The organism is Klebsiella sp. X1-16S-Nf21, from assembly GCF_002837615.1.
In the GTDB taxonomy this organism is placed as follows: Bacteria; Pseudomonadota; Gammaproteobacteria; order Enterobacterales; family Enterobacteriaceae; genus Klebsiella; species Klebsiella variicola.
In genome coordinates this window covers 15,448-38,097 of sequence record NZ_PJDK01000051.1, presented here as the reverse complement: position 1 = coordinate 38,097, position 22,650 = coordinate 15,448, and the positions used below count along the sequence as shown (strand labels likewise).

General features: G+C 56.5%; 26 protein-coding genes. 16 read left to right on the top strand and 10 right to left on the bottom strand.

All coding sequences use genetic code 11. The features are described from left to right. On the bottom strand, positions 1-166 hold a 166-nt coding region (locus tag CW267_RS20765; RefSeq protein WP_169300784.1), incomplete at its 3' end, for a hypothetical protein. A gap of 280 nt (positions 167-446) precedes the next feature. On the opposite strand from CW267_RS20765, the gene CW267_RS20760 reads away from it, so the two are divergent. Both CW267_RS20760 and CW267_RS20755 read left to right on the top strand, forming a co-directional pair. After that, the gene (locus CW267_RS20760) at positions 447-1,205 is read left to right on the top strand and encodes a M48 family metallopeptidase (protein WP_012540572.1); all 759 of its coding nucleotides are present in this window, start codon (positions 447-449) and stop codon (positions 1,203-1,205) included. A gap of 377 nt (positions 1,206-1,582) precedes the next feature. Continuing rightward, positions 1,583-2,851 carry an OprD family outer membrane porin gene (locus CW267_RS20755; RefSeq protein WP_100781272.1) on the top strand — a complete coding sequence of 423 codons (1,269 nt, stop codon included), beginning with the start codon at positions 1,583-1,585 and terminating at the stop codon, positions 2,849-2,851. A 131-nt stretch (positions 2,852-2,982) separates the two neighbouring features. Here the strand turns inward: CW267_RS20755 and speB are convergent, their stop codons facing one another. The 4 genes from speB to CW267_RS31415 form a co-directional block, all read right to left on the bottom strand. Continuing rightward, positions 2,983-3,903 carry an agmatinase gene (gene speB / locus CW267_RS20750; protein ID WP_002916572.1) on the bottom strand — a complete coding sequence of 307 codons (921 nt, stop codon included), beginning with the start codon at positions 3,901-3,903 and terminating at the stop codon, positions 2,983-2,985. 233 nt (positions 3,904-4,136) lie between these two features. Next, the gene (gene speA / locus CW267_RS20745) at positions 4,137-6,113 is read right to left on the bottom strand and encodes a biosynthetic arginine decarboxylase (protein WP_008806456.1); all 1,977 of its coding nucleotides are present in this window, start codon (positions 6,111-6,113) and stop codon (positions 4,137-4,139) included. 8 nt (positions 6,114-6,121) lie between these two features. Continuing rightward, entirely contained in the window at positions 6,122-6,253 is a 132-nt protein-coding gene (yqgB, locus tag CW267_RS20740; RefSeq protein WP_002916578.1) for an acid stress response protein YqgB, read from the bottom strand. Positions 6,254-6,540: 287 nt separating this feature from the next. Further along, the gene (locus CW267_RS31415; RefSeq protein ID WP_153690811.1) at positions 6,541-6,816 is read right to left on the bottom strand and encodes a hypothetical protein; all 276 of its coding nucleotides are present in this window, start codon (positions 6,814-6,816) and stop codon (positions 6,541-6,543) included. 138 nt (positions 6,817-6,954) lie between these two features. On the opposite strand from CW267_RS31415, the gene metK reads away from it, so the two are divergent. The 8 genes from metK to ruvX all read left to right on the top strand — a co-directional run bounded on the left by metK (position 6,955) and on the right by ruvX (position 14,211). Further along, positions 6,955-8,109, top strand: coding sequence for a methionine adenosyltransferase (metK, locus tag CW267_RS20730; protein WP_008806457.1), 1,155 nt, complete (start codon positions 6,955-6,957; stop codon positions 8,107-8,109). A 379-nt stretch (positions 8,110-8,488) separates the two neighbouring features. Next, complete coding sequence (locus tag CW267_RS20725) at positions 8,489-9,883, top strand: sugar porter family MFS transporter (protein WP_008806458.1); 1,395 nt, start codon at positions 8,489-8,491, stop codon at positions 9,881-9,883. A gap of 77 nt (positions 9,884-9,960) precedes the next feature. Beyond that, complete coding sequence (locus CW267_RS20720; RefSeq protein WP_008806459.1) at positions 9,961-10,461, top strand: SprT family zinc-dependent metalloprotease; 501 nt, start codon at positions 9,961-9,963, stop codon at positions 10,459-10,461. Between the two features lie 94 nt (positions 10,462-10,555). Then, positions 10,556-11,263, top strand: coding sequence for a deoxyribonuclease I (endA, locus tag CW267_RS20715; protein ID WP_008806460.1), 708 nt, complete (start codon positions 10,556-10,558; stop codon positions 11,261-11,263). 91 nt (positions 11,264-11,354) lie between these two features. Continuing rightward, the gene (gene rsmE / locus CW267_RS20710; protein WP_008806461.1) at positions 11,355-12,086 is read left to right on the top strand and encodes a 16S rRNA (uracil(1498)-N(3))-methyltransferase; all 732 of its coding nucleotides are present in this window, start codon (positions 11,355-11,357) and stop codon (positions 12,084-12,086) included. Positions 12,087-12,106: 20 nt separating this feature from the next. Then, a complete protein-coding gene (gene gshB, locus CW267_RS20705; RefSeq protein WP_012540567.1) occupies positions 12,107-13,057 on the top strand; it encodes a glutathione synthase in 951 nt (316 codons plus the stop codon). 174 nt (positions 13,058-13,231) lie between these two features. Further along, positions 13,232-13,795, top strand: coding sequence for a YqgE/AlgH family protein (locus tag CW267_RS20700; RefSeq protein WP_012540566.1), 564 nt, complete (start codon positions 13,232-13,234; stop codon positions 13,793-13,795). Beyond that, positions 13,795-14,211 carry a Holliday junction resolvase RuvX gene (ruvX, locus tag CW267_RS20695; protein ID WP_012540565.1) on the top strand — a complete coding sequence of 139 codons (417 nt, stop codon included), beginning with the start codon at positions 13,795-13,797 and terminating at the stop codon, positions 14,209-14,211. Before CW267_RS20700 ends, ruvX begins: the two co-directional genes overlap by 1 nt. Positions 14,212-14,263: 52 nt before the next feature. On the opposite strand, the gene CW267_RS20690 is transcribed toward ruvX, so the two are convergent. Beyond that, positions 14,264-14,917: a LuxR C-terminal-related transcriptional regulator gene (locus tag CW267_RS20690; RefSeq protein WP_008806465.1), complete on the bottom strand. Its 654-nt coding sequence runs from the start codon at positions 14,915-14,917 to the stop codon at positions 14,264-14,266. A 348-nt stretch (positions 14,918-15,265) separates the two neighbouring features. Beyond that, positions 15,266-16,246, bottom strand: coding sequence for a type IV pilus twitching motility protein PilT (locus CW267_RS20685; protein ID WP_049139248.1), 981 nt, complete (start codon positions 16,244-16,246; stop codon positions 15,266-15,268). Between the two features lie 16 nt (positions 16,247-16,262). Between CW267_RS20685 and CW267_RS20680 the strand changes: the two genes are divergently transcribed. From CW267_RS20680 to hemW, 5 genes are read left to right on the top strand one after another with little or no spacing between them, the layout of a single operon-like run. Continuing rightward, positions 16,263-16,964 (top strand): YggS family pyridoxal phosphate-dependent enzyme, encoded by a 702-nt coding sequence (locus CW267_RS20680; RefSeq protein ID WP_012540563.1) that lies wholly within the window; start codon positions 16,263-16,265, stop codon positions 16,962-16,964. A 20-nt stretch (positions 16,965-16,984) separates the two neighbouring features. Next, the gene (locus tag CW267_RS20675; protein WP_004205182.1) at positions 16,985-17,551 is read left to right on the top strand and encodes a YggT family protein; all 567 of its coding nucleotides are present in this window, start codon (positions 16,985-16,987) and stop codon (positions 17,549-17,551) included. After that, on the top strand, positions 17,548-17,838 hold the full coding sequence (gene yggU / locus CW267_RS20670; protein WP_002916614.1) for a DUF167 family protein YggU: 291 nt from the start codon (positions 17,548-17,550) through the stop codon (positions 17,836-17,838). The genes CW267_RS20675 and yggU overlap by 4 nt, the downstream gene beginning before the upstream one ends. A gap of 12 nt (positions 17,839-17,850) precedes the next feature. Continuing rightward, entirely contained in the window at positions 17,851-18,444 is a 594-nt protein-coding gene (locus CW267_RS20665; RefSeq protein ID WP_100781270.1) for an XTP/dITP diphosphatase, read from the top strand. Further along, complete coding sequence (gene hemW, locus CW267_RS20660; protein ID WP_002916617.1) at positions 18,437-19,573, top strand: radical SAM family heme chaperone HemW; 1,137 nt, start codon at positions 18,437-18,439, stop codon at positions 19,571-19,573. The genes CW267_RS20665 and hemW overlap by 8 nt, the downstream gene beginning before the upstream one ends. Before the next feature lie 40 nt (positions 19,574-19,613). Here hemW and CW267_RS20655 read toward each other — a convergent pair whose 3' ends face one another. The 3 genes from CW267_RS20655 to trmB are packed head-to-tail and all read right to left on the bottom strand — an operon-like array spanning position 19,614 to position 21,429. Then, a complete protein-coding gene (locus tag CW267_RS20655; RefSeq protein WP_008806471.1) occupies positions 19,614-20,333 on the bottom strand; it encodes a DUF2884 domain-containing protein in 720 nt (239 codons plus the stop codon). Positions 20,334-20,383: 50 nt separating this feature from the next. Next, positions 20,384-20,710: a YggL family protein gene (locus CW267_RS20650; RefSeq protein WP_012967224.1), complete on the bottom strand. Its 327-nt coding sequence runs from the start codon at positions 20,708-20,710 to the stop codon at positions 20,384-20,386. Continuing rightward, positions 20,710-21,429, bottom strand: coding sequence for a tRNA (guanosine(46)-N7)-methyltransferase TrmB (gene trmB / locus CW267_RS20645; protein WP_100781269.1), 720 nt, complete (start codon positions 21,427-21,429; stop codon positions 20,710-20,712). Before trmB ends, CW267_RS20650 begins: the two co-directional genes overlap by 1 nt. 136 nt (positions 21,430-21,565) lie before the next feature. Between trmB and mutY the strand changes: the two genes are divergently transcribed. After that, positions 21,566-22,624, top strand: coding sequence for an A/G-specific adenine glycosylase (gene mutY, locus CW267_RS20640; protein WP_072124452.1), 1,059 nt, complete (start codon positions 21,566-21,568; stop codon positions 22,622-22,624). The last annotated feature ends 26 nt before the right edge of the window (positions 22,625-22,650 follow it).

Below are 22,650 nucleotides of genomic sequence, written 5' to 3'. Positions count from 1 at the left end.
CAGCCCAGGCCGGATTGTTCGGGTTATGGTTCAGGAAATCACGCCACAGCACTTCGGCAATGTCAGCCATACCCATCGGGGCCCCCGGGTGGCCGGATTTGGCTTTCTGTACAGCGTCCATGCTCAGCGCACGAATAGCGTTAGCAAGCTCTTTACGTGAGGACATTTTGACTCCAGTTCGGACTGTTGAAGGCCATGCCCTTAACGACTTGACGAGAGCGCGTTTTGGGCTACGCCGGAAAAAAGTGTGAACAATGTAACCCAAGCGACAAGTCATGTACATGGAGCATCCTTTTGCCCTTTAAGAAATCTCTGGAACAGGTTGTGCTACCCCGGAATCCGCTCGCCCGCATCCTGCGATACTCTTTATAATTTATGCAGAATACGGTTCCCTGCCGTCGCCGTATTGTCGGATAAACAACCATAAGATTGTGGAAGATAAAAAAATGAAAATTCGCTCAACCGTACTTGCTCTTGGGATCGCAGCAACCCTCACCGGATGTCAGAACATGGACTCCAATGGTCTGCTCAGCTCAGGCGCCGAAGCCTTCCAGGCGTACTCCCTCAGCGACGCGCAGGTGAAAACCTTAAGCGACCAGGCCTGTAAAGAGATGGACGCCAAAGCGAAAATCGCCCCGGCCAGCAGTGAATACAGCCAGCGTTTGAGCAAAATCGCGACCGCGCTGGGCGATAACATCAATGGCCAGCCAGTGAACTACAAGGTCTATGAGACCAAGGATGTGAACGCCTTCGCAATGGCGAACGGCTGCATCCGCGTTTACAGCGGGCTGATGGACCTGATGAACGATAATGAAGTTGAAGCGGTTATCGGCCACGAAATGGGTCACGTTGCGCTGGGCCACGTGAAGAAAGGCATGCAGGTCGCGCTGGGGACCAACGCCGTGCGTGCGGCGGCGGCCTCCGCCGGCGGCATCGTCGGCAGCCTGTCGCAGTCGCAGCTGGGCGATTTAGGCGAAAAACTGGTGAACTCGCAGTTCTCCCAGCGTCAGGAATCGGAAGCGGATGACTACTCTTATGACCTGTTGCGTAAGCGCGGCATCAATCCGTCGGGACTGGCCACCAGCTTCGAAAAACTGGCCAAGCTGGAAGCCGGTCGTCAGAGCTCTATGTTTGACGATCACCCGGCCTCCGAAGCTCGCGCCCAGCATATTCGCGATCGCATGAAAGCCGACGGGATTAAATAATCGACAGTGGGAGGCATTATCGCCTCCCTTTTTTATATCCCTGTAAAAATATTTAGCCGCATGAATTGATAACTTAAGCGCACAAACCGTTAATTATTGCTGCACCTCGTCACAGCCAATTATTTTAAGCGCTGTCACTCAGCAAGATATTATTTGGCAAATAAAAAACAGCGTGCACAATCCGCCTTTCAGAACCGCGTTCCTCGAGATAATAAATAGTCCACCCCTCTTCGCCAAACGCAGCCGGCGTGCGCCACACAGCTTGTTTCCTGGCGATACCATTGTTCACACAATGATTGCTTTCGACATTATTTCAGGAGAATATCGCGACTGCAGTGATTCCCTTGAATATATAGACAGACAGAGAAGTGCCTTCAGTGAAAAAAGAATTATCGTTAATCGCACTTGGCATTATTGCCGCCACGCCGACTTTCGCCAGCCAACAATCCGCCAGTCAGGGCTTTATTGACGACAGCCATCTGGATCTCTTTTTGCGTAACGCTTATATCAAACGTGATTATCGCGATGGGTTGCCGGATAAAGCCGAATGGGGCCAGGGGATTATCGCCACCTTCGAATCGGGCTTTACCCAGGGACCGGTCGGCTTTGGCGTGGACGGTATCGCCCAGTATGCGGTGCGCCTTGACGGCGGTCGCGGGCGCAGCGGCGCGGGCGGGATCGACTTTTTCGCCCAGGATGACGACGGCCGCGCGAAATCCGACCTCGCCAAATTCGGCGCTACCGGCAAAATGCGCTTTTCGAATACCGTGCTCAGCTACGGCAGCCAGCGGCCGATGCTGCCCATCGTCTACGCTGACGATTCACGCCTGCTGTACGAGAGCTATACCGGCACCATGCTCACCTCGCGCGAAATCGACGGCCTGGAAATTAACGCCGGTTATCTCACCGACCAGCAGCGCAAAAGCGACGACAGCCATAACAGCGGCCTGAAAAGCCTGACCTTCGGCGGGGCCAGTTACCGGTTCAACGACCAGCTCAGCGGCGCGCTGTACGCGTCACACGTCGAAGATGTGCTGAACAAACAGTATCTTGGCCTGAACTATAAGCAGCCGTTCGCCGCCAACCAACAGCTGGTTCTCGATTTCAACGGCTATAACTCACGCCTGGATCAAGAATATGCCGATGCCAATGACACCGGTCGCAGCAATAGCATCTGGAGCCTGACCGCCAGCTACATCTGGGATATTCATACCTTTAAAGTCGCTTATCAGCAAAGCAGCGGCAGCACCGGTTACCACTACGGCGGCTACCAGAACCAGGGCGGCGTCGGCGATGGCGGGAATACCATCTGGCTGGCCAACTCCTACTGGTCTGATTTTAACGGTGAAGATGAACGCTCCTGGCAGGCATCGTACGGACTGGATTTTGCCGGGCTGGGATTACCGGGGCTGACCTGGACCACCGCCTATGTGCGCGGTGATAACATTAAAACTTCAGAGACCAGCAACGGCAAAGAACACGAATGGTTCAACCAGGTTCAATACCAGGTACAAAACGGCGTGGCGAAAGATTTGAAATTCAGACTACGCTATTCGGTGCTGCGCGTGTCCAGCAACGCCAGCGACTATAACGTCAGCGGGAATGAAGTCCGGTTCTACGTCGAATATCCGTTTAACGTGTTTTGACGCGATAATGACCCCTCTCCTGCGCGCCGGCCCTCTCCCGGCGCACTGGAGCACTCGCCCGGCGCCTTGATAACCCCTCTGTGCCGCGCGCAACCCTCTCCCGGGAAGGGAGAGGGTCGGGGTTACCCGGCTTATTCGCCCTTCTTCGCCGCCTGGATGTAGAGCATTTCCAGAGCGAGAGTCGCCGCCGCCAGAGCGGTAATTTCGGACTGATCGTAGGCCGGAGCGACTTCCACTACGTCCATCCCCACGATGTTCAGATCCTTCAGGCCACGCACCAGTTTGATCGCCCGGTCTGAGGTCAATCCGCCGATAACCGGGGTCCCGGTGCCTGGCGCAAACGCCGGATCCAGACAGTCGATATCAAAGGTCAGGTACACCGGCATGTCGCCGACGATCTGCTTCACCTGGGCAATGACGTCATCAACGCTGCGGTCGTTAACCTGGCCGGCGTCCAGCACCGTAAAGCCATTATCTTTGTCGAACTCGGTACGGATACCAATCTGCACGGAGTGGTTCGGATCGATAAGCCCTTCGTTCGGCGCGGTGTAGAACATGGTGCCGTGGTCGAACTCGCAGCCGTTGGCGTAAGTGTCGGTGTGGGCATCGAAGTGCACCAGCGCCATTTTACCGAAGTGCTTAGCGTGGGCGCGCAGCAGCGGCAGGGTAACAAAGTGGTCACCGCCGAAGGAGAGCATGCGCTTGCCTGCCGCCAGCAGTTTCTCGGCGTGGGCCTGCAGCTTCTCGCTCATTTCGCGCGCGTCGCCGAAGGCGTACACCAGATCGCCGCAGTCCACCACGTTCAGGCGTTCGCGCATGTCAAAGTTCCACGGGAAACGGTTGTGCTCCCAGGCGAGGTTAGTGGAAACCTGACGGATAGCCGCCGGGCCATGACGGCCACCCGCGCGCCCGGAGGTCGCCATATCGAACGGCACGCCGGTGATGACCCAGTCCGCATCGCTTTCATACGGCATGAAGTTCATTGGCAAACGCAGAAAGCCAAAGGCATTGGATACCAGGGAGTTATCGTATTGATGACCTAAAGTGCTCATGGATATGACCTCTTTTCGCAGTCGTGGAACGTAAAAAATAAGTATAAAAAAACCCCTCCGCGTCGTTAGGCCCGACGAGGAAGGGTTTGATAGATAAATCGCTTATTGGCGTGAATTATCGCCGGTAATGCATACGGGTTCAAGTAAGTATCGCATTCCGCCGGATGACGGCTTCGCCTTATCCGGCCTACCTTCGCAGGCCCGGTAAGCGCTAAGCCACCGGGCATCAATGGTTACTCGTCTTCCAGATAAGTATAGCCGTACAGTCCCGCCTCAAACTCTTCGAGGAACTGCTGCTGCAGCGCGTCGTCCAGGCCGGTATTTTTCACCTGATCGCGGAACTGGGTCAGCAGCGTGTTCGGATCCAGCTGCACATACTGCAGCATATCCGCCACGGTATCGCCCTCGTCGGACAGCTCAACCTCAACGCTGCCGTCAGGGAAGACGAACACGTCCACCGCCTCGGTATCGCCAAACAGGTTATGCATGTTGCCAAGGATCTCCTGATAGGCGCCGACCATAAAGAAGCCCAGCATCGGCGGGTTCTCCGGGTCGTACTCCGGCATCGGCATGGTGGTGGCGATCCCGTCGCCGTCCACGTAGTGATCGATGGCGCCATCGGAGTCGCAGGTGATGTCCAGCAGCACCGCACGGCGCTCCGGCGACTTGTTCAGCCCTTCCAGCGGCATCACCGGGAACAGCTGATCGATCCCCCAGGCATCCGGCATCGACTGGAACAGCGAGAAGTTGACGTAGATTTTATCCGCCATCCGCTCCTGCAGCTCATCGATGATGGGACGATGCGCGCGGTTGCTCGGGTCGAGCTGCTTCTGCACTTCATGACACATGTTCAGATACAGCTGCTCGGCCCAGGCGCGCTCCTGCAGGTTGAAGGTGCCAGAGGAGTAGCCGATATGGATATCGTGCAGGTCCATCTGGCTGTCGTGCAGCCATTCGCGCAGCGAGCGGCGGTTGCCGGTCTCGTGCATCTCCAGCCAGGTTTCCCACATGCTCTGTAGCGGACGCGCGGCGTCTTCCGCCGGCGGGGTCGCCTCAGTGTATTCGTTACGCTCCACGCCGATGATGTTGGAAACCAGCACGGTATGGTGCGCGGTCACCGCGCGGCCGGATTCGGTGATCACCGTCGGGTGCGGCAGGCCGTTCTCTTCGCAGGCATCGCCGATCGCCCAGATGATGTTGTTGGCGTATTCGTTCAGACCGTAGTTCACCGAGCAGTCAGACTGCGAGCGGGTCCCTTCATAGTCCACGCCCAGACCGCCGCCGACGTCAAAGCACTGAATGTTGACGCCCAGCTTATGCAGTTCGACGTAGAAACGCGCGGATTCACGCACGCCGGTGGCGATATCGCGAATATTGGCCATCTGCGAACCGAGGTGGAAGTGCAGCAGTTGCAGGCTCTCAAGGTGCCCTGCGGCACGCAGGATCTCGACCAGCTGTAGTACCTGGGTCGCCGCGAGGCCAAACTTGGACTTCTCTCCGCCGGAGGATTGCCATTTTCCGGAGCCCTGCGAGGCCAGACGCGCACGCACGCCAAGGCGCGGCACCACGTTCAGGCGCTCGGCCTCTTCCAGCACGATGGCGATTTCCGACATCTTCTCGATGACCAGATAGACCTTGTGGCCCATCTTCTCGCCCACCAGGGCCAGACGGATGTATTCGCGGTCTTTATAGCCGTTACAGACGATGACGCTGCGGGTCATCCCGGCGTGCGCCAGCACGGCCATCAGTTCGGCTTTCGAACCGGCTTCCAGTCCCAGCGGCTCGCCGGAATGGATCAGCGATTCAATCACGCGACGGTGCTGGTTAACCTTAATCGGGTAGACAAGGAAGTAATCGCCATTATAACCGTACGATTCACGCGCGCGTTTGAAGGCGGCGTTGATCGAGCGCAAGCGGTGCTGCAGGATCTGCGGGAAGCAGAACAGCGCCGGCAAACGTTGCCCTTGCGCCTCGCGGGCTTTGACTAATTCCGCGAGGTCCACGCGCGCTTCCGGGACGTCCGGATCCGGGCAAACGCTGATGTGGCCCAGTTCGTTGACGTCATAATAGTTATTGCCCCACCAGGCAATATTATAAGTACGCAGCATCTTGCTGGCTTCCTGGGAGCTCATCGCTACCTCCTGCATGGAACGTAGTACACCGTGTTCGCCTGCTGACGAAGGCGAAACCATAGACATGTCGTCAGACATAGCGAACCTCAATTTTTAATAATAAGTGTAAGACAGTTAACTACTATCGCAGTCCAAAGATGCGATAACAACCCATGAACAGTCCTAAAGCCCAGCACTATCTGCTGGTTTTGCGACTGCGCGACCGGTTTCTTATTCATATCATCGTATAACACGTAGCCGAACAGAGTATGACAGTCCGGAGAAACCACGAGAAAACTCTTGCCTGGCAAGAGCGCCCTTGTTCAGTTTTCTAACGACCGACCGGCCCTGGAATCCTGAGAAGCGCCGAGATGGGGTGAACATCGGCTGGTTTGCATGAGAGAGATGCAGGTTGCGGAGTGCTGACGCGCGACAGAACGACGCGACGAATCAAGCGAAAAACATTGGTTCATTATCTGGTATCACCTCCACACCGCCCTGCGACAGGGTCGGCGACAAGCCAAAGCTATACATACCGGGCAACAGGCGCTACGCCGCTGCGAGATTCTGTAAATACAGACTGCTTAACCCGGCTGGAAGTGGCACCACAGGGCGATGCCCCGTGCGCTTTTTTAATGAGCCGCGCGCGGCGTTTTATACCGAGAAGCAGGGTAAAAAGCAAAATAAAAATGTGTGCGTTTGCGCGGTTGTCAGGAAAATTTGCCAGGCGGGTTTTCCCATAAATGCGACCGCCATCAAAAAAGGCTGGTAATGGGCTCAAGAATTGACCTAAAATAGCCATCCAGAAGTTAATCCGTCTATACTGATTAACACTCAGACTGCTCGTGTCGCTACCTGCGCGGCTTTGCGCTGATTATCCACCAAAGCCACATTACACAACAGTATGAGCTATCCGAATCGTCCACAGGTGAAATAAAATATGGCAAAACACCTTTTTACGTCTGAGTCCGTATCAGAAGGGCATCCTGACAAAATTGCTGACCAAATCTCTGATGCCGTGCTGGATGCGATCCTCGAGCAGGATCCGAAAGCGCGTGTCGCATGTGAAACCTATGTCAAAACCGGCATGGTGCTGGTAGGCGGCGAAATCACCACCAGCGCATGGGTTGATATCGAAGAGATCACCCGCAACACCGTCCGCGAAATTGGCTACGTGCATTCCGATATGGGCTTTGACGCCAACTCGTGTGCCGTTCTGAGCGCCATTGGTAAACAGTCTCCGGACATCAACCAGGGCGTCGACCGTGCCGACCCGCTGGAACAGGGCGCAGGCGACCAGGGTTTGATGTTTGGCTATGCGACCAACGAAACCGACGTGCTGATGCCGGCGCCGGTGACCTATGCTCACCGTCTGGTGCAGCGCCAGGCTGAAGTGCGTAAAAACGGCACCCTGCCGTGGCTGCGTCCGGATGCGAAAAGCCAGGTGACCTTCCAGTATGACGACGGCAAAATCGTCGGCATCGATGCGGTGGTTCTGTCCACGCAGCACGCGGAAGACATCGACCAGAAATCCCTGCAGGAAGCGGTGATGGAAGAGATCATCAAGCCGACCCTGCCGACCGAATGGCTGAACGCTTCGACCAAATTCTTCATCAACCCGACCGGACGTTTCGTTATCGGCGGCCCGATGGGCGACTGCGGTCTGACCGGTCGTAAGATCATCGTTGATACCTACGGCGGCATGGCTCGTCACGGCGGCGGCGCGTTCTCCGGTAAAGATCCGTCTAAAGTTGACCGTTCCGCAGCCTACGCGGCACGCTATGTGGCGAAAAACATCGTTGCCGCGGGCCTGGCCGATCGTTGTGAAATTCAGGTCTCCTACGCTATCGGCGTCGCTGAACCGACTTCGATCATGGTGGAAACCTTCGGCACCGAGAAAGTGCCTTCTGAACAGCTGACCCTGCTGGTGCGCGAGTTCTTCGACCTGCGTCCGTACGGCCTGATTCAGATGCTGGACCTGCTGCACCCGATCTACAAAGAAACCGCGGCTTACGGTCACTTTGGTCGCGAGCATTTCCCATGGGAAAAAACCGACAAAGCGGCTCTGCTGCGCGAAGCGGCCGGTCTGAAATAACCCCTGCTTCCTCTCTTCAAGGCCAGCCTCGCGCTGGCCTTTTTGTTTCCGTCTCCCTCCCCCCTGCGCTTCGCTTCAGCGGAACGCGGTAACGCGATGAAAGCGATTACATTATGATGACTGCCCCTTTGTTTCCATAACAGGCATAGCGTGCGGGTATTTTTCACAATGTTACATATTGTTTCGGTCAACTCTGATTACCGTTTTTCAAAATGTCGACTATCCTTGTATATACTGCTGATTTAAAAAGCATTTAATGGATTACGTTTCTTTACCTTTGTGTAAACGATTACACAGCCGTGACTATAATCACGTTTTTTTACCGTCGAGTGTCCTACCCTAACCATCGACAGAATCAATAACTTAACTGGAGGGCGTTATGCCTGACAACAAAAAACAAGGGCGTTCGAACAAGACTATGACGTTCTTCGTCTGTTTCCTCGCCGCGCTGGCTGGCCTGCTGTTCGGCCTTGATATCGGTGTTATTGCGGGTGCCTTACCCTTTATTGCCAATGAGTTCCAGATTTCAGCCCACACCCAGGAGTGGGTGGTCAGCTCCATGATGTTCGGGGCTGCCGTCGGTGCGGTCGGCAGCGGCTGGCTCTCCTTCAAACTGGGCCGTAAAAAAAGCCTGATGATCGGCGCCATCCTCTTTGTCGCCGGCTCTCTGTTCTCCGCTGCCGCGCCAAACGTCGAGATCCTGCTGGTTTCCCGCGTGCTGCTGGGCCTGGCGGTGGGCGTCGCTTCATACACGGCTCCGCTGTATCTGTCGGAAATCGCGCCAGAGAAAATCCGCGGCAGTATGATTTCGATGTACCAGCTGATGATCACCATCGGGATCCTCGGTGCCTATCTCTCTGACACCGCTTTCAGCTACAGCGGCGCGTGGCGCTGGATGCTCGGCGTGATCATTATTCCGGCGGTATTGCTGCTGATCGGGGTTATCTTCCTGCCGGACAGCCCGCGCTGGTTCGCCGCCAAACGTCGTTTCGTCGATGCCGAACGCGTGCTGCTGCGCCTGCGCGATACCAGCGCCGAAGCGAAACGTGAGCTCGACGAAATCCGCGAAAGCCTGAAGGTGAAACAGTCCGGCTGGTCGCTGTTCAAAGACAACAGTAACTTCCGCCGCGCGGTGTTCCTCGGTATTCTGCTGCAGGTGATGCAGCAGTTCACCGGCATGAACGTCATCATGTACTACGCACCGAAGATTTTTGAACTGGCGGGCTATGCCAACACCACCGAGCAGATGTGGGGGACGGTGATCGTCGGTCTGACCAACGTGCTGGCCACCTTTATCGCTATCGGTCTGGTCGACCGCTGGGGCCGTAAACCAACGCTGATCCTCGGCTTTATCGTGATGGCCGCGGGCATGGGCGTGCTGGGTAGCATGATGCACATCGGCATTCACTCCTCTACCGCGCAGTACATCGCCGTCCTGATGCTGCTGATGTTCATCGTCGGTTTCGCCATGAGCGCCGGTCCGCTGATTTGGGTACTGTGTTCCGAAATCCAGCCGCTGAAAGGCCGCGACTTCGGCATCACCTGCTCCACAGCGACCAACTGGATTGCCAATATGATTGTCGGCGCCACCTTCCTGACCATGCTCAACTCGCTGGGCAGCGCCAACACCTTCTGGGTGTACGGCGGTCTGAACGTGCTGTTTATCCTGCTGACTATCTGGCTGATTCCGGAAACCAAAAACGTCTCGCTGGAACATATTGAACGTAACCTGATGCAGGGTCGTCCGCTGCGTGAAATCGGCGCCCGCGACTAACCCGCCTGAGCTTCCTCCCCTCCCGGGAGGAAGCTTCCTCTTGCTCTCCCCCGCCCGTCGCACTATCCTCTGGCGCTATGAAAACACCCCGTATTCCCATCGCTATTCAGCAGGCCGTGATGCGCAGCCTGCGGGAGCATCTCGCCAAAGCGAACCTCAAACTGGAACGCCGCTACGCTGAGCCGACGCTGGTCTACCAGCAGCGCGGTACCTCCGCCGGCACCGCCTGGCTGGAGAAAAACGAAATTCGTTTAAATCCGGTGCTGCTGCTGGAAAATCAGCAGGAGTTTATCGATGAAGTGGTGCCGCACGAGCTGGCGCACCTGCTGGTCTGGCAGCACTTTGGCCGCGTCGCGCCGCACGGTAAAGAGTGGAAATGGATGATGGAGAACGTCCTTGGCGTTCCCGCGCGTCGCACTCACCGTTTTGAACTCGATTCGGTCCGCCAGAACACCTTCCCCTACCGCTGTCGCTGTCAGCAGCATCAGCTCACCGTCCGTCGCCATAACCGGGTGGTGCGCGGCGAGGCCACCTACCGCTGCGTTCACTGCGGCGATCTGCTGGTGGCTGAAAAATAACCATCAGAATTTATTAGAAACTTTCTGATCTGACTGATTGCATCCAGCACCCTCATTCGCTACGTTGCGGGCTCGTTTTGACACGGAGTTAACGATGTCCCGTATGCATATTTTAGCCGTTGCGGTATTGAGCACGGCAGTCAGTGGCCCGCTCGCGGCCGCCGGTATTAATAGTTTTTCCCAGGCCAAGGCCGCTGGCGTCAAAGTGAACGCCGACGTTCCGGGCGACTTTTATTGCGGCTGTAAAATCGACTGGCAGGGTAAAAAAGGCGTTATCGATCTGGAATCTTGCGGCTATAAAGTGCGTAAAAATGAGAACCGCGCCAGCCGGGTTGAATGGGAACACGTGGTGCCGGCGTGGCAGTTCGGCCATCAGCGCCAGTGCTGGCAGGAAGGCGGGCGGCAAAACTGCGCCAAAGATCCGGAGTACCGCAAGATGGAAAGCGATATGCACAACCTGCAGCCGGCGGTAGGGGAAGTCAATGGCGATCGCGGCAACTTTATGTACAGCCAGTGGAACGGCGGTGAAGGCCAGTACGGCCAGTGCACCATGAAGGTCGATTTTAAAGATAAAGTCGCCGAGCCCCCTGCCCGCGCCCGCGGCGCTATCGCCCGCACCTACTTCTATATGCGCGACCGCTACCAGCTGAATCTTTCCCGCCAGCAAACTCAATTGTTTACCGCCTGGGATAAACAGTACCCGGTCACCGCCTGGGAATGTGAGCGCGATGAGCGCATCGCGAAAGTGCAGGGCAACCATAATCCGTATGTCCAGCAGGCTTGCCAGGCGCAAAAGAGCTAACCTACACTAGCGGCAATTGTTAATTTGCAGCCCTGTGCTTCCCGCCCGGTGGCGGGAAGCTGGCATCTGCGCAACGAACGGAATATCAAGCATGCGCATTCCTCGCATCCATCATCCAGAACGCCTCACTGTCGGCAGCCAGATTGCGCTGAGCGATGACGCGGCCAACCACGTCGGTCGCGTCCTGCGCATGACCGCAGGTCAGCACCTACAGCTTTTTGACGGCAGTAACCAGGTATTTGACGCCGTCATCACCGAGGCCGGCAAGAAAAATGTCACGGTTGAAGTGCTCAGCGGCGAACCCGACGATCGTGAATCGCCGCTGCATATTCACTTAGGCCAGGTGATGTCGCGCGGTGAAAAAATGGAATTTACTATCCAGAAATCGATCGAACTCGGGGTAAGCCTCATAACGCCACTGTTTTCCGAGCGCTGCGGCGTTAAACTGGACGCCGAACGTTTGCAGAAGAAGATCCAGCAGTGGCAGAAAATCGCTATTGCCGCCTGCGAACAGAGCGGTCGTAATGTGGTACCGGAAATACGTCCGGCCATGCAGCTGGAAGAGTGGTGCGCCGAGCAGGACAGCGGGATGAAGCTCAACCTGCACCCGCGCGCCAGCGCCAGCATTAATACGCTGCCGCTACCGGTTGAACGCGTCCGTTTGCTGATTGGTCCGGAAGGTGGGCTATCGGCAGAAGAGATAGCGATGACCGCGCAATACCAGTTTACTGATATCCTGTTGGGACCGCGCGTTCTGCGTACAGAGACTACTGCGCTCACCGCCATCACCGCCCTGCAGGTGCGTTTTGGCGACTTAGGTTGAGGCGTTAACGGAGAAGAACCATGATCAAGCTCGGCATCGTGATGGATCCCATCGCAACCATCAACATCAAGAAAGACACCAGCTTCGCTATGTTGCTGGAAGCGCAACGTCGCGGCTATGAACTCCATTATATGGAGATGAACGACCTCTATTTGATCAACGGCGAAGCCCGCGCCCGTACGCGCACGCTGAGCGTCGAACAGAACTACGATAAATGGTATGACTTCACCGGTGAGCAGGATCTGCCGCTGGCCGATCTTGACGTTATTTTGATGCGTAAAGATCCTCCGTTCGATACCGAATTTATTTATGCCACCTACATCCTGGAACGGGCGGAAGAGAAAGGCACGCTTATCGTCAACAAGCCGCAGAGCCTGCGCGACTGTAACGAGAAACTGTTCACCGCCTGGTTCTCTGAACTGACTCCGGAAACACTGGTCACCCGCAATAAAGCCCAGCTGAAAGCCTTCTGGGAAAAACACGGAGATATCATTATGAAGCCGCTCGATGGCATGGGCGGCGCCTCTATTTTCCGCGTCAAAGCCGGCGATCCGAATCTCGGTGTGATCGCCGAGACCCTGACCGAGCTCGGCAGCCGCTACTGCATGGCGCAGAACTATCTGCCCGCGATTAAAGATGGCGACAAGCGCGTGCTGGTGGTGGACGGCGAGCCGGTGCCTTACTGCCTGGCGCGTATTCCGCAGGGTGGCGAGACCCGCGGTAATCTGGCCGCCGGCGGCCGTGGCGAAGCTCGCCCGTTGACCGAAAGCGACTGGGAAATTGCCCGCCGCGTCGGCCCGACGCTGAAAGCCAAAGGTCTTATCTTCGTCGGCCTGGATATCATCGGCGACCGTCTGACGGAAATTAACGTCACCAGCCCCACCTGCGTGCGTGAGATTGAAGCCGCCTTCCCGGATATTTCGATCACCGGCATGCTGATGGACGCTATCGAAAGACGTATCACCAAATAAACACCAGGGCGGATAAACGTCCGCTCATGGCGCAGCGAGCGCGGTTGACCGCGCTCGTGAAACGCTGCCAGCCAGGCGCCACTCGGGCGCCAGCCAGATAAAGTGCATCGACACTATTCTACTTTGCCCGCATACTGGGTGTTGCTTTTTGAACCAGGAACAGAACCTCTGACAATGAATTTACAGCATCACTTTCTGATTGCCATGCCTGCGCTTCAGGACCCGATTTTCCGCCGCTCCGTGGTCTATATCTGCGAGTATAACGACGAGGGAGCCATGGGCATTATTATCAATAAGCCGCTGGAAAATCTGCAGGTGGAAGGGATCCTTGAGAAGCTCAAGATTGTTCCGGAGCCGCGCAATCCGGAGATCCGTCTGGATAAACCAGTGATGCTGGGCGGCCCGCTGGCGGAAGACCGCGGCTTTATTCTGCATACCCCGCCCTCGGACTTCTCCTCGAGTATCCGCATTTCGGATAACACAGTAGTCACCACCTCGCGGGATGTTCTTGAAACCTTAGGTACCGACAGACAGCCGGGCAACGTACTGGTGGCGCTGGGCTACTCCTCATGGGAGAAAGGGCAACTGGAGCAGGAGATTTTAGATAATGCCTGGCTCACCGCCCCTGCCGACCAGAATATTCTCTTCCGCACGCCCATCGCCGATCGCTGGCGCGAGGCGGCTAAACTGATTGGTATCGACATTGTGACGATGCCTGGCGTCGCGGGGCATGCATGATGAGCGGAACCTTTCTCGGCTTTGATTTCGGCACCAAAAGCATCGGCGTGGCGGTGGGGCAACGCATCACCGCTACCGCGCGACCGTTACCGGCGCTGAAGGCGCAGGACGGTAAACCAGACTGGAATGTCATCGAAAAACTGCTCAAAGAGTGGCAGCCTGAGGCGGTGATCGTTGGCCTGCCGCTGAATATGGACGGCACCGAGCAACCGCTGACGGCGCGCGCGCGGAATTTCGCTAATAAAATTCATGGCCGCTTTGGCGTCGCGATCGTCCTTCACGATGAACGTCTGAGTACGGTGGAGGCTCGGGCAGGCTTATTTGAACACGGCGGCTACCGCGCGCTGAATAAAGGCAGCGTTGATTCGGCCTCAGCCGTGGTCATTCTGGAAAGCTACTTCGAGCAGAGCTTTTAGGCTCTGCTCTCCTGCGCCGCCGGCAAATGGCTGACGGCGCGCTTCCGACCGCTTAGTGGCGCAGATGTTCGTTCGCCCAGCTCACCGCTTGAGTGCGATTCTTCACGCTCAGTTTACGAAACACATTGTACAGGTGCGTACGCACCGTGTTCTCGCTGATAAACAGGGCACGGGCAATATCCAGATTCGTCGCCCCACAGCGCAGCTCGTTGAGGATCTCACATTCCCGCTCGGTGAGTGGCGAGTTCTCAACGGGCGCCGATGCATGGTCCGCAGCGTACATCGCCGGGTGCATCACGCTCAATTCAGCCGTCTGTTCGCCGTTCAGTACGGCCTTAACGCCCTCAATTAAGCGCGATTCATCATCGTCATGGCGGAACACGCCATATAAAGCCGGCCACTGCGCCATTTCGTATAACTCATACTTTTGTGCGCTATTAATAATCAACAAACGAGGATTATCTGCCTGCAGTCGAATAATGTCTCGCCATACCCCATTTAATTTCTTATTTGACACTGCGATATCAAATAATATTACAGAATCTTTCGCCAGGCGCTGCGCCAGTGGTTTATTAATATTTTGTAAAACCACTGATGCCATCAGGGTTTCGCTCAGATAGCTGGCAAAAGCTTTGCTCTGAATTGACGGATGGGTAATAAATGTGACCTGACGAGAAGATGATGAATTTCCATTTAAATTAATCACTTAAAACTCTCCTTAGCTGCTACCCACCGCCATGGTGGTTAAATGAATAAAAAAATATACAAACAGTCGTGAATTTATAAATAGCCTTGGCAATTTACAAATTGAAACGTTATTCCATGAGAATCATCCTATTCCCGTAAACAGCATAAATCGAATACCTCAAAGCTGTCAAAAGGTAATCAAACTTTTTTCCTGGAAATGCGTATTCACTGTCGACATATCGCAACTGAATGTGTTATTTGAATTTATTCATAATGATTATTTGTATTACCAAATAATATAAAGAAACAGCAATCAAACATTCAGTTAACATATCATTTAACCCGCCCAGTCTGCTTCACGCTGCTCTTACAGCTCGCCTGCGGCGACACGTTGCTGAAAACTCTGCGTAAATGTCAGCATTCCGGCCTGCATCCCGGTCTGCATTATGCCGGGCAACTGGTGCACTTTTCCTTCACGGATCAAGTTAGCTACTGCGGGGGTATTGACCAAAAGCTCGTATAGCGCAACTCTGCCGCCCTGACGCGCAGGCAACAATTTTTGCGCCAGCACCGCGCACAGGCTTCCGGCCAGCTGACTACGAACCTGATCTTTCTCCTCTGCCGGAAAGACATCGATCAATCTCTCCACCGCCGGCGCCGCGCCGCGGGTATGTAATGTCGCCATTACCAGATGTCCGGTCTCCGCAGCCGTTAACGCCAAACGAATGGTTTCGCTGTCGCGTAGCTCCCCGAGCAGGATCACATCCGGATCCTGGCGCAGCGCCACGCGGAGCGCCGCGGCGAACGAAGGACAATGACGGCCAATCTCCCGCTGCAGGATCAGGCAGCGCTCGCTGTGATGAATAAACTCCACCGGGTCCTCCAGGGTCAGAATATGGCCATCAAGATGCTGGTTGAGATGCCCCACCATCGCCGCCAGGGTGGTCGACTTGCCGCTGCCCGTCGCTCCGGTGACCAGCAGCAGGCCACTCTCTTCCGCCAGCAGCTCGCTCAGCGCAGGCGGGGCGCCCAGCGTCTCCAGACGCGGGCACTGTTCAGGCAGAAGGCGTAGCACCAGCGATATTCCACGCGTATGGGCGAAAGCGCTGGCGCGCAGCCGCAAACCGCAGGCCAGGGTCAGCGCAAAGTCAATCTGGCCCTGTTCCTGCCAATGCTGTAACTGTGCGGCATCAAGCCAGCAGTTGAGTAAATCCGGGATATCCGGCGCGGGAAACGGGGCGGGCTCCAGCTTGCCCTGCCGCCGCCAGCGCGGTGCGGCGGAATTGCACAGGTGTAGATCGGAGACATTATGCTTTACACTAAGGGCTACGATTTCTTCCAGCTTCATAACTCATCCTCGGAATATGAACGATATTGCGCATAACCTGGCACAGGTCCGGGACAAAATCTCCGGTGCCGCCGCTCGTTGCGGGCGTGCGCCAGAAGAAGTGACATTGCTTGCAGTGAGTAAAACAAAACCTGCGAGCGCGATCGAAGAAGCCATCGCGGCAGGCCAGCGGGCATTTGGTGAAAACTACGTCCAGGAGGGCGTGGAGAAGATTAACCATTTCCAGCAGGCCGGCGTCAGTGGGCTGCAGTGGCACTTTATTGGCCCCCTGCAGTCCAACAAAAGCCGGCTGGTGGCAGAGCATTTTGACTGGTGCCACACCGTCGATCGGCTGAAAATCGCCACCCGCCTGAACGAACAGCGCCCGGCGCATCTGCCGCCGCTGAAGGTGCTGATTCAAATCAACATTAGCGATGAGCAGAGCAAATCCGGCATCCCGCTGGAAGCGCTCGATGGATTAGCGGCAGAGATCGCTGAGTTACCTCATCTGGAGCTGCGCGGTCTGATGGCCATCCCCGCGCCTGAGTCAGAATATGTAAGGCAGTTTGCCGTCGCCCAGCAAATGGCGGTAGCATTTGCGCGATTAAAAACGCGGTACCCCACGGTCGATACGTTGTCTCTGGGAATGTCGGACGATATGGAAGCCGCAATCGCGGCGGGAAGCACGATGGTGCGCATCGGCACAGCTATTTTTGGTGCGCGCGACTACAGCAAATAATAAGGAATCTGAGGAACGCCATGAAGACGTTGACTTTCCTGCTTTCAACGGTCATTGAGCTTTACACGATGGTCGTGTTGTTACGCGTCTGGATGCAGTGGGCGCGCTGCGACTTTTACAACCCGTTTTCGCAGTTTGTGGTGAAGGCCACCCAGCCGATTGTCGGGCCGCTGCGCCGGATTATCCCGGCGATGGGGCCGATTGACAGCGCCTCGCTGCTGGTGGCATTTATTCTCTGCGTCATTAAAGCGATCGTGCTGTTTATGGTGATCACCTTCCAGCCGATCATCTGGATCTCCGCCCTGCTTATTCTGCTGAAAACCATCGGCTCATTGATCTTCTGGGTGCTGCTGTTGATGGCGATCATGAGCTGGGTCAGCCAGGGCCGTAGTCCGGTGGAGTACGTGCTGATGCAGCTGGCGGACCCGCTGCTGCGCCCTATCCGCAACCTGCTGCCGTCGATGGGCGGTATCGATTTCTCACCGATGGTGCTGGTGCTGCTGCTGTACGTGATTAATATGGGTGTCGCCGAGGTGCTGCAGGCCACCGGTAACGTGCTGCTGCCGGGGCTGTGGATGGCGCTATGAGTGCCGTTGAAACCTGTGCTGACGGGCTGGTGCTCAGGCTGTACATTCAGCCGAAGGCCAGCCGCGATAGCATCGTGGGCGTACATGGCGACGAGCTCAAAGTCGCCATTACCGCCCCGCCCGTTGATGGCCAGGCCAATGCCCACCTGGTGAAATTTCTCGCCAAACAGTTCCGCGTCGCCAAAAGCCAGGTACTGATTGAAAAAGGCGAGCTGGGTCGCCATAAGCAAGTTAAAATCATCGCCCCACAACAGATCCCGACTGCGGTCGCGGCGCTAACTGAATAAACAGGATTCATCATGCAAAAAGTCGTCCTCGCGACCGGCAACGCCGGTAAAGTGCGCGAACTGGCCTCGCTGCTGGAAGATTTTGGTCTCAATATCGTCGCTCAGACCGAGCTGGGCGTGGACTCTGCGGAAGAGACCGGCCTGACCTTTATTGAAAACGCGATTCTGAAAGCGCGTCATGCGGCACAGATCACCGGCCTGCCGGCCATCGCCGACGATTCCGGTCTGGCCGTCGATGCGCTTGGCGGCGCACCGGGTATTTACTCCGCCCGCTATTCCGGCGTCGACGCCACCGACCAGCAGAATCTTGAGAAGCTGCTCGACGCGTTAAAGGACGTGCCGGACGACCAGCGTCAGGCGCAGTTCCACTGCGTGCTGGTCTATCTGCGCCATGCCGAGGATCCCACGCCGCTGGTGTGCCACGGCAGCTGGCCTGGGGTAATCACCCGACAAGCCGCCGGTACGGGTGGCTTCGGCTACGACCCGATATTCTTCGTCCCGTCCGAAGGGAAAACCGCGGCCGAACTGAGCCGTGAAGAAAAGAGTGCGATTTCCCATCGTGGGCAAGCGCTAAAACTGTTACTGGAAGCATTACGTAATGGCTAATTTGCCGCCGCTGAGTCTCTATATTCATATTCCCTGGTGCGTGCAGAAATGCCCGTACTGCGACTTTAATTCGCATGCGCTGAAAGGCGAGGTGCCGCATGACGATTACGTCCAGCATCTGCTAAACGACCTGCAGGCCGATGCGCAATATGCCCAGGGACGGGAAATAGGCACTATTTTTATCGGCGGCGGTACACCAAGCCTGCTGTCCGGCCCGGCCATGCAAACCCTGCTGGATGGCGTCCGCGCCTGCCTGCCGCTGGCCGCCGGGGCGGAAATTACTATGGAAGCCAACCCGGGCACCGTGGAGGCCGATCGCTTCGTTGATTACCAGCGAGCCGGGGTAAACCGCATCTCCATCGGCGTACAAAGCTTTAGCGAACCGAAGCTGCAGCGCCTGGGGCGGATCCACGGTCCGGAGGAGGCCAAGCGCGCAGCACGTCTCGCCAGCGGCCTCGGCCTGCGCAGCTTCAATCTCGACCTGATGCACGGTCTGCCGGACCAGTCGCTGGAGGAGGCGCTGGACGATCTGCGTCAGGCGATTGCCCTCAACCCGCCGCACCTGTCGTGGTACCAGCTGACCATTGAGCCGAACACCTTGTTCGGCTCCCGGCCGCCGGTGCTGCCGGATGACGACGCGCTATGGGATATTTTCGAGCAGGGACATCAATTGCTAAGCGCCGCTGGCTATCAGCAGTACGAGACGTCCGCCTACGCTAAACCGGGCTTCCAGTGTCAGCATAATCTCAACTACTGGCGCTTTGGCGACTACCTCGGCATCGGCTGCGGCGCGCACGGTAAGATAACCTTCCCTGACGGACGCATTCTGCGGACCGCCAAAACCCGCCACCCGCGCGGGTATATGGAAGGCCGTTACCTCGAGCGTCAGCATGATGTGGAAGAGGCGGATAAACCGTTTGAGTTCTTTATGAACCGTTTCCGCCTGCTGGAGGCCGCGCCGCGCGCAGAATTTAGTCGCTATACCGGTCTTGAGGAAGCAGCGATCCGCCCGCAGCTGGACGCGGCGATAGCCCAGGGCTATCTGCAGGAAGACGAGCAGAACTGGCAGATTACCGAGCACGGTAAGCTGTTTTTGAATTCCCTGCTTGAGTTATTTCTGAACGAGTAAACGCAGAGGCGGTCCTGCCGGAAAGCGGACCGCCATGTCTTTATTTTAACGAGCCAACCAGCGATTTCCTGCTATCCTCCAGCGAGACCACCCGGCTGCAGACGTCCTTACCAAACTGCTGGAAATCGGCCTCCTGGTTTTTCCATTCATCCTGAATCGCCGTTTGCAGGCCGCCGAGGCTGCCGAGAATGCCCTGCAGCGGGTTGCCGCCGCCTTTGAGCACTGCTTTCGCGCCCATCTCGTTAATACTGTCCTGCAGAATGCCGCCCATCGCCTGATTCACCAGCTGCTGACCATCGGCACGTACCTGGTCGATAGCTTTATAGTGGAAGGTCAGGCCATCGCTGCGGCGCTCAATGATGCGGTTCATCTGTTCTTTCAGCTGCGCATCCAGCTTGGTCAGGCGACCATGCATGCTGCTGTTGGCGCCAACCTGTTCGGTAATGATTTTATCCAGCGCCTTGCGGCCTTTTTCGACTCGCGAGCGCGCGCCTTCGTCAATCCACGGCAGGCTGCTGCGCAGACTGGCCTGATAGTCCTGCGCCTGCTCGCGCTGGGCGGCGCTCAGAGTATAGGTTTTACCGTTAAAGGTCAGGTTGCCGTCCGGTTTTATCACCAGATTGCCGTTTTCCCCTTTCACCTGCACCTGCTGCGGGCTGAGGATCACATCGTCACGCGGCGTGACGCTACACTGGTAGTCCGCATGGGCAGACAAAGCGGTGACGGAGAGCGCCACCGCCAGCAGCGTTTTACGCATCATAAAACTCCCTTAAGACAAAACGGGCCGGCAGTTGCCGACCCTTGTCAAACTTAGTCCCACCAGACGTCAAAAAGTTCGCTGGTGCGCACATCCTCTAACTTACGCGCTTCCAGCCATTGGCGTACGATGGCCTGATGCTCTTCGGTGCACTTACCGATCTCCTGCATGCAGATGAGCCCTTCCCAGGAGAGATAGCCGCTACCGTCGAAGGCCAGCTTGTTCGGCTCAATCACCTCTTCGATCAGATCGTTGACCGTCTGGTCGATCTGCTCTTCGGTGGTCCCTTCCGGGAAACGCCAGGCGACGGAGAAGCCTAACTCCTGAAACTCATCGATATGCATTTTTTTACGCAGACGACGGCTACGATTCTTGGCCATTATTTCACCCTCTCGAACATTAAGTCCCATACGCCGTGGCCGAGACGATGGCCACGCTGTTCAAATTTGGTTACCGGGCGCGATTCCGGGCGCGGTACGTAATCGTTGCTTGCCGACTGGTTACGATAGCCTTCCAGCGAGGACATCACTTCCAGCATATGCACGGCATAGGCTTCCCAGTCGGTCGCCATATGGAAGACGCCGCCGAGTTTCAGTTTGCTTTTGACCAGCTCAGCGAAAGGCGGCTGCACGATACGACGTTTATTATGACGCGCTTTATGCCACGGGTCAGGGAAAAACAGCTGCACCATATTCAGTGAGTTATCCGGGATCATGGTATGCAGCACTTCCACCGCATCGTGACACATCACGCGCAGATTTTGCACACCTTCTTCTTCAGCAGAAGCCAGACAGGCGCCAACGCCCGGGGAGTGCACTTCAATGCCGAGGAAATTCTGTTTCGGTTTGGCTTTCGCCATCGCCACCAGCGAAGCCCCCATGCCGAAACCAATTTCTAGTGTGACCGGCGCGTCGCGGCCAAACAGGGCAGCGAAATCGAGTGGCGCATCGTTGAATTCAACGCCCATCACCGGCCAAATGTTATCCAGCGCATGCTGCTGCCCTTTCGTCAGGCGCCCCTGGCGACGGACGAAGCTACGAATACGGCGCAGCGGGCGACCGTTTTCATCGAATTCCGGAGAAATGACGTCGTTTTTCATAAAAGTTAAGTCTGCTAGTGAAAGTGTTCGGAAAACGGGCATTATCCAAAGTTACCCGGCGGATGCAAGGGTTTACAGCCACTCGCCCTTGTGCTGCAATCTGCCACCCTGTAATCGCGATCCCGGAGCCATAGCTTTGACTTTTCTCGCCGCGCAATTTTCAGCCCAGGTCCTGGGCTGGTACGACAAATACGGGCGTAAAACCCTGCCCTGGCAAATCGCCAAGACGCCCTACAAAGTATGGCTCTCCGAAGTGATGTTGCAACAAACCCAGGTGACCACGGTAATCCCGTATTTTGAACGCTTTATGGCGCGTTTTCCAACGGTGGTTGATTTAGCCAACGCGCCGCTGGATGAGGTGCTGCATCTGTGGACCGGCCTTGGCTACTACGCGCGGGCGCGCAATTTACATAAAGCCGCTCAGCAGGTGGCGACACAGCATGGCGGCATCTTCCCGCAATCCTTTGAGGAAGTGGCCGCGCTGCCCGGCGTCGGGCGTTCAACGGCAGGGGCGATTTTGTCGCTTTCGCTCGGTCAGCATTATCCGATTCTCGACGGCAACGTGAAGCGCGTGCTCGCCCGCTGCTATGCTGTCAGCGGCTGGCCGGGAAAAAAAGAGGTCGAAAAACGGCTGTGGGATATCAGCGAAGAGGTGACCCCGGCGCAAGGGGTGGAACGCTTCAACCAGGCGATGATGGATCTCGGGGCGATGGTTTGCACCCGCTCGAAGCCGAAGTGCGAGCTGTGCCCGTTGAGCAATGGCTGCGTGGCCTACGCGAATCATTCATGGGCGGAATATCCGGGTAAAAAACCGAAGCAGACCATCCCGGAACGCACCGGCTATTTCCTGCTGATGCAGCACGGCGACGAGGTGTTTCTCTCCCAGCGTCCGCCGGTGGGTTTGTGGGGCGGACTATTCTGTTTTCCGCAGTTTGCAGACGAAGCGGAGCTGCGCGAGTGGCTGGCGCAGCGTCAGATAAAGGCCGATAATCTGACGCAATTAACCGCCTTTCGCCACACTTTCAGCCATTTCCACCTGGATATTGTGCCGATGTGGCTTACAGTGCACTCATCTGGCGCATGCATGGATGAAGGCAACGCACTCTGGTATAACTTAGCGCAGCCGCCGTCGGTCGGACTGGCGGCCCCCGTGGAGCGCTTGTTGCAACAGTTAAAAGCCGGAACGCCGGTATAAATTTTTCGGCTATCAAAGAGGAGTGA

Excerpts from the sequence above, each read along its gene's own strand:
- CW267_RS20760 (WP_012540572.1), top strand. The coding sequence starts at position 447 with ATGAAAATTCGCTCAACCGTACTTGCTCTTGGGATCGCAGCAACCCTC.
- speB (WP_002916572.1), bottom strand. The coding sequence starts at position 3,903 with ATGAGCACTTTAGGTCATCAATACGATAACTCCCTGGTATCCAATGCC.
- speA (WP_008806456.1), bottom strand. The coding sequence starts at position 6,113 with ATGTCTGACGACATGTCTATGGTTTCGCCTTCGTCAGCAGGCGAACAC.
- yqgB (WP_002916578.1), bottom strand. The coding sequence starts at position 6,253 with ATGAATAAGAAACCGGTCGCGCAGTCGCAAAACCAGCAGATAGTGCTG.
- CW267_RS31415 (WP_153690811.1), bottom strand. The coding sequence starts at position 6,816 with ATGGCTATTTTAGGTCAATTCTTGAGCCCATTACCAGCCTTTTTTGAT.
- metK (WP_008806457.1), top strand. The coding sequence starts at position 6,955 with ATGGCAAAACACCTTTTTACGTCTGAGTCCGTATCAGAAGGGCATCCT.
- CW267_RS20725 (WP_008806458.1), top strand. The coding sequence starts at position 8,489 with ATGCCTGACAACAAAAAACAAGGGCGTTCGAACAAGACTATGACGTTC.
- CW267_RS20720 (WP_008806459.1), top strand. The coding sequence starts at position 9,961 with ATGAAAACACCCCGTATTCCCATCGCTATTCAGCAGGCCGTGATGCGC.
- endA (WP_008806460.1), top strand. The coding sequence starts at position 10,556 with ATGTCCCGTATGCATATTTTAGCCGTTGCGGTATTGAGCACGGCAGTC.
- rsmE (WP_008806461.1), top strand. The coding sequence starts at position 11,355 with ATGCGCATTCCTCGCATCCATCATCCAGAACGCCTCACTGTCGGCAGC.
- gshB (WP_012540567.1), top strand. The coding sequence starts at position 12,107 with ATGATCAAGCTCGGCATCGTGATGGATCCCATCGCAACCATCAACATC.
- CW267_RS20700 (WP_012540566.1), top strand. The coding sequence starts at position 13,232 with ATGAATTTACAGCATCACTTTCTGATTGCCATGCCTGCGCTTCAGGAC.
- ruvX (WP_012540565.1), top strand. The coding sequence starts at position 13,795 with ATGAGCGGAACCTTTCTCGGCTTTGATTTCGGCACCAAAAGCATCGGC.
- CW267_RS20685 (WP_049139248.1), bottom strand. The coding sequence starts at position 16,246 with ATGAAGCTGGAAGAAATCGTAGCCCTTAGTGTAAAGCATAATGTCTCC.
- CW267_RS20680 (WP_012540563.1), top strand. The coding sequence starts at position 16,263 with ATGAACGATATTGCGCATAACCTGGCACAGGTCCGGGACAAAATCTCC.
- CW267_RS20675 (WP_004205182.1), top strand. The coding sequence starts at position 16,985 with ATGAAGACGTTGACTTTCCTGCTTTCAACGGTCATTGAGCTTTACACG.
- yggU (WP_002916614.1), top strand. The coding sequence starts at position 17,548 with ATGAGTGCCGTTGAAACCTGTGCTGACGGGCTGGTGCTCAGGCTGTAC.
- CW267_RS20665 (WP_100781270.1), top strand. The coding sequence starts at position 17,851 with ATGCAAAAAGTCGTCCTCGCGACCGGCAACGCCGGTAAAGTGCGCGAA.
- hemW (WP_002916617.1), top strand. The coding sequence starts at position 18,437 with ATGGCTAATTTGCCGCCGCTGAGTCTCTATATTCATATTCCCTGGTGC.
- CW267_RS20655 (WP_008806471.1), bottom strand. The coding sequence starts at position 20,333 with ATGATGCGTAAAACGCTGCTGGCGGTGGCGCTCTCCGTCACCGCTTTG.
- CW267_RS20650 (WP_012967224.1), bottom strand. The coding sequence starts at position 20,710 with ATGGCCAAGAATCGTAGCCGTCGTCTGCGTAAAAAAATGCATATCGAT.
- trmB (WP_100781269.1), bottom strand. The coding sequence starts at position 21,429 with ATGAAAAACGACGTCATTTCTCCGGAATTCGATGAAAACGGTCGCCCG.